This is a genomic window from Paenibacillus sp. P4_E11 (genome assembly GCF_056401635.1).
Genome location: NZ_JBFUIX010000124.1, coordinates 1 through 11,661, shown reverse-complemented (window position 1 = coordinate 11,661; position 11,661 = coordinate 1). Strand labels below are relative to the sequence as shown.

Sequence of the window (11,661 nt, the reverse complement as noted above, 5' to 3'; positions counted from 1 at the left end):
GCTCTAGCCTTCGTTCTGCCGAATCTACCTGAACTTCGTACCCCATGGCCTGTCAGCCATGACGCACGCAGGAGTGTTGGTGGGATGGTTTTCGGATACATGGTTCCGTCATTCCCATCCTCGATTGTAAAGTTAAGATTTGTTATTAAATCTCCTGCATTTCGCGCAGTAGCGCTTATTGCAGAACTTGTCGAACCTGCCCGTTAGTTCAATAAACAGAAGAAGCAGCTGCCGCGGCAAACTGCTCCTTGGTTGTTCAACTAACGTACCCGTTAGCGCAGTGATTTATCACATGCGGCCGGTGACAGCGAAGTACTGGCACAAGCGGCTCGCCTAGGCCGACGGCCGATCGGTGGCCTCGGCGAGCCGTCGCGCTGTCGGGCATGAGCTCAATCGGACGGCGTGCCCGGGTACCACACGCCGAGCCACTGCTCGGCGCCGTAGTCCTCGAACCGCTCCACCTCGGTGAACCCCAGCTTCGCCGCGACGCGCATCGAGGCCTCGTTGGCGGTCTGGGTAGAGAGCACCACCGGCTCGCCGGGATGCGCGTCGGCGAACCAGTCGAGCGCCGCTGCGCACGCCTCGGTGGCGTACCCGCGTCCCCACGCCTGCGGCAGGAACATGTAGCCGAGCCCGGGCTCCCCGCCCTCTGGACGGATGTGACCCTTACGCTCCGGGTCGCGCCGATCGAGCGTGATCATGCCGATCGTTGTTCCGTTGAGCTCGACCACGAAGAAGCCGAAGCGCTGCCCGGGCACCTCGGGCAGCGCGCGCTCGAGCTCGTCACGCGGTCGGGAGCCGCCGACGTAGGTGCCCACCTCTGGTGAGGCGAACAGGTCGATCAGTGCCGCACGGTCCCGGGCCTCGGACTGGCGGAGCACGAGCCGCTCGGTCTTGATCGGGGCAGGTGGCCAGGCGACGGGGTGCACTGTGATCTCATCCGACATGGTGTAATCTCCCTTCTCTATTTAATTCTGTTTGTCCATGCAAAACCAATTAATCCGTTTCTACTTAAACTGATCATAACTCGATTATTACTTAAAATTTCAACCTGTCCTACGTTATCTTTGTTTGGAAACTCAGGTGATTCCTCATCAACAGTTAATTTTACTACAACGGAGTCCACGCTCACCAACCCCTACAATAAAAAGATATCGACCACATTTTACCACAAATCACAAGTGAGTTTTATTAAACAATGCTGCCCTTTAGTTCAATAAACAAAAGAAGCAGCTGTCGCGGCAAACTGCTCCTTGGTTGTTCAACTAACGTGCCCGTTAGTTCAATCTCTTATGTTAGAAGTGCCTCATCGTGCAATCTTGCTAAAATTTCATTAACAGTTTCTTCAGGGGTCAATTCAGATGAGTCTAACCACATTCCAATTCGAGGTGTTTCATTTCGCAACACCTTATCCAATCCTTCAACAGTCCAAGCACCATATCCTTTTTTAAAACGGGCAGATTCCCTTAAAGTGACAACTTCCGAGTTTGGACAAAGAACCACCACATAGAAAGGGCGGCTTTGGATATAGGAAATGAAATCATTCAACATTGGTCCAATCACGACGTCTTGAACTACAACTGTATATCCTGCTTGAAAATAGACTTCCGCGGACTGTGCGGCCAACCGATATCGTAGCCGTAATTGGTCCAGTTCATCACTTCCGGCATCTGGTCGGACCTCTTTGCGGTTATTAATAATCATTCTCCGGAAAATATCTCCCCGCAAATGAACCGATTTTCCGAACCGTTCGGAAAGCAACTGTGCTACCGTTGATTTCCCACTCGCCATTATTCCGGTAATTAAAATAATGCTCGGACCTTTTGTTTGCATAGAGTCATCACTTCTTTCTTTTTTTACAAAATATTATAAACATAATAAAACAAATGATTTAAGGGCGAGTTTAAATAAAATTAATTCATTCCTTCTCCTCTGCCCGTTACTTCAACAAATAAAGAAGGAACCGCCGCTTGGCAAGCTCCTCCGCTATCGTGCCCGTTAGTGCAATGGGGCCGCCGTTTCATGCAGGCAGTTTATGGGCATCGACTTTTACGCCTCTACCTCGATGATGGCAAATCCCTCTGACTTGTTGAGGTTGACGACTTTTGCCCGGCCGTGGTGACAATCAAGGTCGCCGCCAACCGGACTTCAGTACACGAAATGCCTCGTCTAACACTTGCTGTTTCGCCGGTTCCGTTTCTCATACTCGATCCTTAACAAACTCAGGCGGGTATCACAATCATCCAATTGAAGCCGTATTTATCTTGGACTTCTCCATAGTAGCCACCCCAAACTTGCAGATCGAATGGGAATTTCACTTGGCCGCCTTCCGACAGTTTTTTAAAGGCTTCGCGAGCGTCGGCATCCTTCTCGTAAGCAACGCTCAGTGAAATGCTACGTCCCTGCTGAACCGGCCCGAACACGGAATCGGAGAAGAAAAGTTCATTCCCGCCGGCAATAACCTGCATATGCATAACTTTCTCTTTGTTCTCTTCCGGCGTGCCTGGGATCGATCCGAACGTAGTGACGGACGTGATTTCACCACCGAGAGCTTGGATGTAGAATCCAGCTTGCGCTCTTGCATCTTCTGAGTGAATATAAGGGGTGATTTTTGACATTTTAAATACATCCTCTCATTTTGGGTTTGGTATAAGGCTTTTGCATTCTATTGGATCACCTTTATTTTTTTGACTCTGAAGCAATCCTGAGGTTACTGTATTCTGCCCGCAATCAACAAGTTCATCGCTTTAACAAGCCGCCGTTGGCGGGTTTCAGTTGTTTTGGCCTCCTCGATCGAATTCACAAACCTTTTCTTATTGGTTAAGGACAACCCCTCAAAGAAACGCCTTGCTTCCTCATTGCGGTCAAGCTCGCTAGAGAAGTCCAGTGGTACGGCGACCTCTCGTGGATCTGTATCGAGTTCGATGTCAACATCCACCTCATCTCCGGCGTTAATACCAGCGCCTACTCGGTGATCGGCATTAAGCGGTATCATGTAATTCCCACCCATAGGCGCCACAGTAGTTCGGTATGTGTAGTCCCCAATAGTGACACGCACCGATGGTCGCTTGCTCTTCCCGAGGTTTGCAACGACTTCTTCTGGAACCCGGATGCCTGTTGCTGATTTGCCACTAAGTAAAATGATAGCGCGGAATCTCATATAAGTACCCACCTCCATTCTGCCAAATGAATTCCACCGATCTAACTTCATTCTTCTCATACATTTGAACCCTTTGGGTTTATCGGCATTGGATTTATTGTTTGACGATCTGCCATGTGATGCCGAATTTGTCTACAACTTCGCCGTAGTAGGCTCCCCAAGGCTGAAGTTCGAACGGATACTTGACCGTACCCTCCTCGCTGAGATTTCCAAATGCTTCTCGAGCTTCGGATTCGATTTCAAATGACAGCGCCAGTGCGATGCCGCGGCTGCCGTCAGCCGCACCAAAAGAATCGGACAGGAACAGCATATTCTCGCCAGCTACGGTCATTGCCAAGTGCATGACTTTATCCTTGATCGCTTCTGGAGTGCCCGGAGTCTGTCCATAAGTCATCACGGATTGGACTTTCCCGTCGAGCGCTTTCCTATACGCTTCGGCTTGAGTTCGTGCATCGTCAGATATTACGTAAGGGGTCAACTGCGCTTTCATGTTCATCAACCTTTCATTTGTGAATTGATTTTGGGTTAGCCCGGTAAACCGAATGATACCTGTTTATCTCGGGCTCTACTAACACAACGAACGGTAAACGACAAAATCGACAAATCCAAAAAAAATTTATCTTTTGTTCAGCATGTTAATCTGGTTGCGCAGGTCCGCTTCCATTGCCAGCATTTTCGGATCCTGCGTCAATTCAGGCGTCTCGAACACCTGCCTGAGTTCGATTTCGCCTTCTCCGAAACCGTGCGGATCCGGCATACGCATTGCCCATTCGATCGCTTCTTCCCTTGACTTGACTTCGATAAGCGTATAGCCGGCGATTAGCTCTTTAGCCTCTGTGAAGGGGCCATCGATTATCTTCGGATTGCCGCCTGGTTCAGGATAAGAAATCCGGATGCCGCTCGAACTTGATTGAAGTCCGTCTGCAGCGAGCAGCACTCCGGCCATGGCCAACTCCTCGTTGTACCGCATCATTGCTGCGAACAGTTCCTCGCTAGGTTTCACACCCGCCTCTGAATCCTTGGTTGCTTTGACGATCATCATGAATCGCATTTGTTTTTCTCCTCCTAATACGTATTAAAGACAAGTTCTCCAGTTCCTTATCAGGTTAATTTTGCCTCTGTATAAACGACGAATGAAAACCGGCATAATCGACATAACGGATCAAAAATTTTTCTTGATACTTTCCATTATCAGTTAGTCGATGTGTTTTTGTAAATAAGACCCACCTATGTAAAAAAGTATAGTCGCGAATATTAGGAGTTGCCTGCCCTTCCATCCGGCTCATTACTCGATTATTCCAAGACGTTTGGTTAAAGGTTGCTGCAATAATCGGACCACAGTACAATAGGCAACGCCATTACCCTAAGAGTCTCTAATGGGGGCATGCGACTTTCGGACCTTATAGAAGGTGAGAATAACGACGAACGGAGTGCGACAAAATCGACACATCATGTAATATTTTTTTGAGATATTTTGCAACTGTAGGACTCTTGTTTGGCCGACTCCAAATATCCTCTTTCCGGGCAAACCATGTCGACATGGCACGCATCACGAGGGATGACGATCCATCAATTGAAAAAGATTATGTTTGCGGTTAGATAAAAAAAACGTGCAGTTCTTGCGCCACTCGTGCCGGTTGGCCGCCTCTATTGGTATTACCCGAGGCTCCATGATTGAGACCGGGGAACTCAATACGTTTGGCATGCGGTAACACCTTCTCCAGGGCGTTAAGAGCCACTTTGAAGTAAGCCGGACTTTTGCTGCTGCCGAGCAAGAGCATATCTGCACTTATAGCCTTGAAGCTCTCCAGCAGCCCTTCCGACTCGACGGCCAACTGAAGGTCATAGTGCATCGTCGGAGCCAGCATCCTCATCGTTACGTAGTCACCCTTGGCCTTCTTATCCTCGCTAGCCATCATCATCTTCGTAAGTAGTTTTAATAGCCATCGGGGCATAGAGTTGAATATAGGCGGCCCCATCTGCGATCCCAACATGCCTGTAACAAGTGCTGAGGCCACGTCGCCTTGGGCGATCTCCTCATCATAGCGCGTCAAGAAGTCAGTCGACACTGATCCGTTGATTATGAACGGCGGCTCAAAGATGGCGGCTTTGCGAATGGCTGGTAGGGAGAGTGCCGCTTGGAGGCAGACAATGGCGCCTACACTGACTCCGAAGACAAAATAGGCGCCCGTTCCGGTAAGGAGGGCGTCCAGATCTTCAACATCTTTCTTTATGCTGTAGTCTTCGCAGTACGGGCCGCTTAGTCCACGACCACGTCGATCGGGCAAGTAAACGGTGAAAGTATCAGCCAGTGCCTCGGCGAGTTGCATATGGCTTTGGGCTGATTCCATGGTGCCATGCAACAGCACCAAACCCGGGCCATGCCCGAGTTGACGGTAGCTTATGGTTGTGCCGTCTTTAGAGGTTACGGTGCTGTTTGTATAGTGCATCCGCGCGACTGTTGTCGATTGATTATTAACACTGCTTTTCGGTTTCATGTTCTGATATCCTTTCTTGTACAATTCATTGATTAGAATTATAATATCTTTATTATTATCTTAAATATGAAGATAATAAATGTCAATGAGGAGAATACCGTTGAGACATGGGAGTGAAAATCGCTAAGGACTGCCTGTATCGTTACACCTGAAGGAAAGGAGATTAAACCATTTCGCCCACACGGTCTTCCTAATTGAACTGATCGACTGGATCAAAGAGCGCCGCTGCACCCATGTGGCCATGGAAAGCACAGGCGTTTTTTGGAAACCGATTATCAATCTGCTTGAGGCCGAGGATCGAATTCCTTGTCGTGAACGCTCAGCACATGAAAGCCGTCCCCGGCCGTAAGAGGGGTACAGCCGACAAACGTGTAAAAACAGGTCACTTTATGGTAAATATTTCCATCAAGTGACCTGTTTTTATATTAGCGCTATTGAACTATCGTACCCGTTAGTTCAGCGGTGTAACCTCAAAACTTGCCTTGTTTGTTTCAACTTCAAAATCTTTTTTACTGTCCCCTTCACCAAATGTGAATCTTGCAATAATAAAAACCTGGCTTTTCAAGTTTGTTAGAGAAATAAAAAACACGTGCTGCATGTAGAATGCTTAAATCATTATCAGATAAGTTCTTTAGTGTTGCCTCAACAACGTTTTAACTGCCTCAAGCTCGGGACCAGTAATACTTCCAAAGCAGCATACCGAACAAAATTCCGCCGGCTAGAAAGATGCCTTCGTAAACAAGAAGCGCGTTGAACATATCATCGCTATATGCGTTAGGAATCCATCCGGCCTTAATGAATATCAGCTCTCCATACCCTTGAACGGCGTGTAAGAATGAGACGAGGAATCCGAACCAGGCAAGCGCCAGTCGAATCCAACGGGGGAAAAGGTCTCCCCAAGGACGGGCAAAAGATAATGCGGTGGCGGAGGCGATCAGGCACATCGGGATCGCGAGGATATCGATGATTAGCAGCGGCAGATTCTCATAAATGGTACCGCCGACCGGCAATCCGAGCTTGCCCCCCGCAAGCCAATAAACATGAATCGCCGCGAATAACAGCCCCCACCAGTATGCGGCATTGGCCGTTCGTTTCATGGTTCGGGACGGTATCGGTTTGGTGGCATGTTCCGTCCGATTACGGCTGTCTTCCATATCAATTCTCACCTCGCTTATATTCTTGCAAATCGAGTTTCTGGAGAAGATCCCACAACCATATTTACTTTTTGTTATATCAGCTGTTTTCTTACCTATTTTATCACATACTGGATATTCATGAGATGAGTCCTTTTACACTATGTAGAGTAAAGGGCTGGAGATACCAGCCCCTCCTCATCAAACCGTACGTGCGGTTTTCCCGCATACGGCTTTCCGACGTTCTTCAACTAGGGCAGTACGGACTTCCCATGTGCAAACCGATTTCAGACCTGTACGTTGAAGCAGAACGCGCATGCTAACCCAATCCAGCTTACGTTTTCTGTGTTTGTTATTCCAGAAAAGTCTCAGTCTCCTAAGAACGTACCAGTCGACCTTGGCAAGGAAACGGTTTGCCATTCCTCGATCCACATCCAGATGCGCGTAGTAATTGCGCCATCCTTGGATCATGGGATTGAGCAACTCGACCATCAATTAGAGCGGCCATTGCAGCCGCCCTCTAGAAGCCGTTTCTTCCTTCACACGAGTGCGCATCTTCTTCATTGCCTTCTTCGATGGAAAGCTTCGCAGTCGATACTTTGTCCCGTTTTTATGGAGGTAAGACATCTTCCTATGATGAAAGCCAAGGAAGTCGAACCCGTCCTGGTTCTTCCGAAGACACACTAGCTTTGATTTGGACGTGTTCATGGTCAATTCCAGTTTCCCAAAACGCCGGATCATTGGTAATATGGCCCCCTCCGACTCCCTTCCCGCAGCTCACCATTTCACCTTTTAGGGCTTATAGGTTTGCTCGTTACGAAAAAAAAACATCGTGCGGGGGAGGGTCTCCCTAGTTCCAGACACAACTGTCTCTACATGCCGATCCCTTTACACCGGAGGGTTCTTCTGCGCTGCATTCCAAGGTCTTCGCGCGTTCCATGGCCTTCACCGGGGCAGTCGTGGCTCGGCTCCCTCTTGTCCCTTTCGGGTTCACTTTCACGATGCGGTAGGATTCATTTTCATTACGGCCTGCAGATTTGCTTCATCTCGTAGAGCGCGACTTTTCGCAGGGCTTCAGCCGTCGGATTTCGCCAACGTCTGCCTGCTAGCTACGGGGCGGCTTGGTCCCTACCCCGACTGAACTTGCATCAGTAAGTTGTGCCTAGCTTGGCTAGGCGCGCACTGCCCTTTAGTTTAATAGACTGTGAAAATAAAGTATTAGACTGCTAAAGCTCGGACTTCATCCTAAAGTACCCGAGCTACTTGAGCCGGCCGCCGTTGCCAGCGCGGCGATGGTGAAAGCCGGCTGTTCGGCCCGACCGAGTCCGGAATACCAGAAAAGCGGAGCCGTTGGAGGGCAGGGAGCGCGGCACCGGCGAAAACTGGTCGTGAGGTCGGGCCGAATCTGAGACCAAGAAGGCGGAGGGTCTTTTTTCTGGAGATCATTTAATAATTTTTTCTGTAAAATCCTTTAACAAGCAATTACATTGTCTTATAAAATCGAGTACCTTTTGAAGTTCCTTATCATTATAGCTCGATAACATTTGATTCAGTTGTTGACCGAATGAATGGAAGAGAGGCAAAATATCCTTTTCCGCCTTTTCCCGATCGACTGAAATCAATACCGACCTTTTGTCTTTCGGATCTTTGACTCGGAAAACATATCCCACTTTCTCCAGCCTGTCTAATACACCCGTGATCGCACCCGTTGTTAACCCGGTTAAATCGGAAAGACGACCGGCAGTAATGGGTTGATTGTTCAATATGACATCTAAACATTTGTGATCCGTCGCATTTAATCCCAGTTTTGTACTGATCGCTTGGTGAAACATGATCGTCACCGTACTGTTATTTCGTAATTCTTCCGCAAGGGTGTCTATGATTTGATTTCTTGACATTCAGGTCATCCTCCGTTTAATATTATCTTATCTCATGAGATAAAATAATTAAGGTCAAGTCTCATTTTACCAATTAATCGATTGACAATCAAACTTAAAAGGGGATGGCTGTAATATGTTCGAAATTTCAGTGGCCATAGCCGGTGCCGGGTTAAGTGGCTTGTGCCTGGCACATTCGTTGCTTCGCGCCGGGTTCGATGTGCAAATTTATGAACGCGATCCTGCGCCGCATATCCGTCGCCAAGGATATCGAATCAGTGTTGACGAGCACGGTATCGCAGCTCTTCAGCGATGCCTGCCGCCTCATTTATTTAAGCTGTTTCTTGCCACTGCTTCCCCTACGGACAAAGCGAGCTACTTTCGCGTAACTAACCAAGAGCTTGGCGAGATATTCAGACTCACTTTTAAAGGCGATCCGAGCGGTGCTGACTTGCGAACGCCACGGCAGGTGGATCGCCAAACACTCCGCGCCATTATGCTCGAGGGGCTTCAAGATAGGGTGCATTACGGCAAGGAGGCGCTGCGTGCTGAGACAACATCAGATGGAGCAACACTTTACTTCTCGGATGGAAGTTGTATCCGTGCTTCACTCGTAGTTGGTGCGGATGGTGTTAACTCGGCCCTTCGCAAGCAGCTTTTGCCCGACTGTGAGCCGGATGATACCAGCAGCTGGGGGATTTATGGCCGCTCGCTCCACTTTCATAAAGGACGATCGCTCGTTCCTCGTCCTCTGGAAACCAGCGGAGTATTCGCAATGGGTCCATCCGGCCGCGGATTTTTCTTTACCGCAATGCGCTTCGGTGAGGCACCGCAAACAGCTTTTGCACGTCTTGGAGTGAACCAAGCACCGCCAATAAATGATGATTACGTGATGTGGGGAATTCTGCTGCCGAAAGAGCAGTTTCCGGAACATCAAGAGAAACTTGGCGCCGAGGCGCTGCAACGCCTTGCACAAGAGGCCGTACGCGACTTTCATCCGGTTGTCCAACGGTTTGTAGAGCTGGCTGATGTCGACTATACCATGCCGGTAAGATTTAGAGTGGCCAAAAAACCGGATATGTGGCCAGTCTCCCGAGTTGTATTTATGGGAGATGCGGTCCACGTCATGCCCCCTACCGGAGCACATGGAGGTAACACAGCATTGCGTGATGCGGCACTTCTCGCGGATAAGCTGGAAGCCATGGCGATGCAAGGCAAAACGCTTGAGTGGGCGATCCTTTCCTATCAAGAGGGTATGAGCAAGTATGCCTTTCGTGAGGTTGAAGCATCAAAAACGATGATGAAACGATTCTCAATCAAGAATCCGCTAATGAATTGGGTCATGTTACGCGCGATACCATGGATGCGTTCAATTACAAATAAATCGCTAACAATCGAATGACTTATACTAGATGCGCAAAGTCGGTCTCCATCCGAAGCACCGAAGCGAGAGCCGCAGTTGCTCGAACCGGCTGCCGCCGCGCCAGTCTACAACTTTATTTACCCAGTTTATCAAGACCTAAATTTAGGAAATCAGATATAATAAAGGGTTCCACATATTAGTCATGTATAATATGTGGAACCCTTTATGTTTAACTATCGTGCCCGTTAGCTTAATCATTAATTTTTATAACAAGTGKGCTCATTTCTTTCAGTGTAGCACGCCCCCACTGACCTACAAACTTACAATAACTATCGGAGTCATGCATTTGTAGGCCACATAGACGATCGTCATGGTCCAAGCTACCTTGGGGAGTGATTGTTGAGCATTTACCATTCATTGAGATGATTACCGATTGATATTTTGCATAATTGCGCTGTAAAGAAAATCTGTTAAATCCTCATTGCCATATTGATTAAAGTAGCTTTTGAATCGTGCATCGAATTTGTAGGTATGGGCAATGCAAGCCAGTAACTCTGCATCGCATGTCATGAATTGCATTAGATTTTCTTTCCACTCTTCGATTAATCGCTGCACTTCATCGGAGGAAGGATCCTGATGGATACAAGACGCAATTTGTTTATATATTTCTTCAATATCGGAAAAACGTTTCTCTTTTTCATATACTGATAAATTTTCCATCGTTTCATTATACACTTTGTACGCCTCTGTTTCGCCATAAATGAATCTTGCCTCATTGGCATACTGTTCTTTCAATGGCAAAACGGAAGAACGGTTAAAATGTGCAAATTACTAATATCATTCCCCGAAACGTATTCATCGAGAGCAGTCATGATGTTTTCCAGTCTTTGTTTTCTCAATAATAAAGTTTGTCAGCAAACCATCCTTATATTCCGATTCCATCTTAGCCCCTCCTGCATGTGGATTCGATTTTACTTCCCTTGCTTCGCCGCAATCGCTCTGTCGGTACGTTGAGCCGCTTCGCGTAAAACAGTATTCACATCCTGACCGGCCGCATAAGCTCCGAGGGCGACTAATAATTCTTGATCCGCCATCGATTGATATAACGTCTTCATCGTCGGGTCCGCAAATTTGGCGGGAAGCATCGACTTCATATTTTTTCCTTTATATAATTTTTCTTCGCTCCCGAAATTGGAACTGATCTTGGATTGATCCTTTAATATAGACGGGGTTCCTGTCTTTCCTTGCCATTCCTGAAATTCATCAGATGTCACATAGCTTAGTACCTGGAACGCCGCATCCCGATGCTTGCTAGTATTCGTAATGTAGAAGTAGTTGGGATAAGATTGCGGGCCGATACCGGGTTTGTCCTTGAAGAGGGGAAATGGAACCATATCCCAGTTCATATCCCCGAAGTTTGGCCCCACGACGCTTAAGGAAAGCAGCATCGCCACATTCTTTGCCTTGTAGAACGGGTCTTGCTGGGTAGACAAGAAAAAACTATTTCCAGGCAGCTCGTTTCCGGGGATCTTGTAAAACCGTGCCATGTTTTCGAATGCGCGAACAAAGTTGTTTTCCAGGAACATCGCCTTATTCGTTTTCGGATCGAGATGGGGCGCTGAGAGCTGGT

General features: G+C 48.0%; 14 protein-coding genes and 2 pseudogenes. 2 read left to right on the top strand and 14 right to left on the bottom strand.

Annotated features, from left to right (window positions below; genetic code table 11):
* Window positions 1-389: 389 nt before the first annotated feature.
* The 8 genes from AC1DWB_RS28380 to AC1DWB_RS28345 all read right to left on the bottom strand — a co-directional run bounded on the left by AC1DWB_RS28380 (window position 390) and on the right by AC1DWB_RS28345 (window position 5,610).
* Window positions 390-947 carry a GNAT family N-acetyltransferase gene (locus AC1DWB_RS28380; protein ID WP_477544462.1) on the bottom strand — a complete coding sequence of 186 codons (558 nt, stop codon included), beginning with the start codon at window positions 945-947 and terminating at the stop codon, window positions 390-392.
* A 17-nt stretch (window positions 948-964) separates the two neighbouring features.
* The gene (locus AC1DWB_RS28375; protein ID WP_477544461.1) at window positions 965-1,126 is read right to left on the bottom strand and encodes a hypothetical protein; all 162 of its coding nucleotides are present in this window, start codon (window positions 1,124-1,126) and stop codon (window positions 965-967) included.
* A 164-nt stretch (window positions 1,127-1,290) separates the two neighbouring features.
* Complete coding sequence (locus tag AC1DWB_RS28370) at window positions 1,291-1,833, bottom strand: AAA family ATPase (protein WP_477544460.1); 543 nt, start codon at window positions 1,831-1,833, stop codon at window positions 1,291-1,293.
* 389 nt (window positions 1,834-2,222) lie between these two features.
* Complete coding sequence (locus tag AC1DWB_RS28365) at window positions 2,223-2,618, bottom strand: VOC family protein (protein WP_477544459.1); 396 nt, start codon at window positions 2,616-2,618, stop codon at window positions 2,223-2,225.
* A 92-nt stretch (window positions 2,619-2,710) separates the two neighbouring features.
* The gene (locus AC1DWB_RS28360) at window positions 2,711-3,160 is read right to left on the bottom strand and encodes a DUF1905 domain-containing protein (RefSeq protein WP_477544458.1); all 450 of its coding nucleotides are present in this window, start codon (window positions 3,158-3,160) and stop codon (window positions 2,711-2,713) included.
* A 94-nt stretch (window positions 3,161-3,254) separates the two neighbouring features.
* Window positions 3,255-3,650, bottom strand: coding sequence for a VOC family protein (locus tag AC1DWB_RS28355; RefSeq protein WP_477544457.1), 396 nt, complete (start codon window positions 3,648-3,650; stop codon window positions 3,255-3,257).
* Window positions 3,651-3,776: 126 nt separating this feature from the next.
* Entirely contained in the window at window positions 3,777-4,211 is a 435-nt protein-coding gene (locus tag AC1DWB_RS28350; RefSeq protein ID WP_477544456.1) for a YciI family protein, read from the bottom strand.
* A gap of 544 nt (window positions 4,212-4,755) precedes the next feature.
* Window positions 4,756-5,610 (bottom strand): alpha/beta fold hydrolase, encoded by an 855-nt coding sequence (locus tag AC1DWB_RS28345; RefSeq protein WP_477544455.1) that lies wholly within the window; start codon window positions 5,608-5,610, stop codon window positions 4,756-4,758.
* Window positions 5,611-5,787: 177 nt separating this feature from the next.
* Here AC1DWB_RS28345 and AC1DWB_RS28340 point away from each other — a divergent pair.
* A pseudogene (locus tag AC1DWB_RS28340) lies at window positions 5,788-6,023 on the top strand (IS110 family transposase); the annotation flags it as partial.
* 297 nt (window positions 6,024-6,320) lie between these two features.
* On the opposite strand, the gene AC1DWB_RS28335 reads toward AC1DWB_RS28340, so the two are convergent.
* From AC1DWB_RS28335 to AC1DWB_RS28320, 4 genes are all read right to left on the bottom strand, one after another.
* On the bottom strand, window positions 6,321-6,812 hold the full coding sequence (locus AC1DWB_RS28335) for a DUF3995 domain-containing protein (RefSeq protein ID WP_477544454.1): 492 nt from the start codon (window positions 6,810-6,812) through the stop codon (window positions 6,321-6,323).
* Window positions 6,813-6,992: 180 nt separating this feature from the next.
* Entirely contained in the window at window positions 6,993-7,283 is a 291-nt protein-coding gene (locus AC1DWB_RS28330; protein WP_477544453.1) for a group II intron maturase-specific domain-containing protein, read from the bottom strand.
* A gap of 3 nt (window positions 7,284-7,286) precedes the next feature.
* Window positions 7,287-7,532 carry a hypothetical protein gene (locus tag AC1DWB_RS28325; protein ID WP_477544452.1) on the bottom strand — a complete coding sequence of 82 codons (246 nt, stop codon included), beginning with the start codon at window positions 7,530-7,532 and terminating at the stop codon, window positions 7,287-7,289.
* Between the two features lie 701 nt (window positions 7,533-8,233).
* Complete coding sequence (locus AC1DWB_RS28320) at window positions 8,234-8,689, bottom strand: MarR family winged helix-turn-helix transcriptional regulator (protein ID WP_477544451.1); 456 nt, start codon at window positions 8,687-8,689, stop codon at window positions 8,234-8,236.
* Window positions 8,690-8,804: 115 nt separating this feature from the next.
* Here AC1DWB_RS28320 and AC1DWB_RS28315 point away from each other — a divergent pair, with 115 nt between their 5' ends.
* Entirely contained in the window at window positions 8,805-10,070 is a 1,266-nt protein-coding gene (locus AC1DWB_RS28315; protein ID WP_477544450.1) for an FAD-dependent oxidoreductase, read from the top strand.
* Between the two features lie 387 nt (window positions 10,071-10,457).
* On the opposite strand, the pseudogene AC1DWB_RS28310 reads toward AC1DWB_RS28315, so the two are convergent.
* Both AC1DWB_RS28310 and AC1DWB_RS28305 read right to left on the bottom strand, forming a co-directional pair.
* A pseudogene (locus tag AC1DWB_RS28310) lies at window positions 10,458-10,942 on the bottom strand (TipAS antibiotic-recognition domain-containing protein); the annotation flags it as partial.
* A gap of 60 nt (window positions 10,943-11,002) precedes the next feature.
* A partial coding sequence (locus tag AC1DWB_RS28305; RefSeq protein ID WP_477544449.1) for a type 2 periplasmic-binding domain-containing protein occupies window positions 11,003-11,661 on the bottom strand: 659 nt, incomplete at its 5' end.

Excerpts from the sequence above, each read along its gene's own strand:
- AC1DWB_RS28380 (WP_477544462.1), bottom strand. The coding sequence starts at position 947 with ATGTCGGATGAGATCACAGTGCACCCCGTCGCCTGGCCACCTGCCCCG.
- AC1DWB_RS28355 (WP_477544457.1), bottom strand. The coding sequence starts at position 3,650 with ATGAAAGCGCAGTTGACCCCTTACGTAATATCTGACGATGCACGAACT.
- AC1DWB_RS28315 (WP_477544450.1), top strand. The coding sequence starts at position 8,805 with ATGTTCGAAATTTCAGTGGCCATAGCCGGTGCCGGGTTAAGTGGCTTG.
- AC1DWB_RS28360 (WP_477544458.1), bottom strand. The coding sequence starts at position 3,160 with ATGAGATTCCGCGCTATCATTTTACTTAGTGGCAAATCAGCAACAGGC.
- AC1DWB_RS28335 (WP_477544454.1), bottom strand. The coding sequence starts at position 6,812 with ATGGAAGACAGCCGTAATCGGACGGAACATGCCACCAAACCGATACCG.
- AC1DWB_RS28325 (WP_477544452.1), bottom strand. The coding sequence starts at position 7,532 with ATGATCCGGCGTTTTGGGAAACTGGAATTGACCATGAACACGTCCAAA.
- AC1DWB_RS28370 (WP_477544460.1), bottom strand. The coding sequence starts at position 1,833 with ATGCAAACAAAAGGTCCGAGCATTATTTTAATTACCGGAATAATGGCG.
- AC1DWB_RS28350 (WP_477544456.1), bottom strand. The coding sequence starts at position 4,211 with ATGCGATTCATGATGATCGTCAAAGCAACCAAGGATTCAGAGGCGGGT.
- AC1DWB_RS28345 (WP_477544455.1), bottom strand. The coding sequence starts at position 5,610 with ATGCACTATACAAACAGCACCGTAACCTCTAAAGACGGCACAACCATA.
- AC1DWB_RS28330 (WP_477544453.1), bottom strand. The coding sequence starts at position 7,283 with ATGGTCGAGTTGCTCAATCCCATGATCCAAGGATGGCGCAATTACTAC.
- AC1DWB_RS28320 (WP_477544451.1), bottom strand. The coding sequence starts at position 8,689 with ATGTCAAGAAATCAAATCATAGACACCCTTGCGGAAGAATTACGAAAT.
- AC1DWB_RS28365 (WP_477544459.1), bottom strand. The coding sequence starts at position 2,618 with ATGTCAAAAATCACCCCTTATATTCACTCAGAAGATGCAAGAGCGCAA.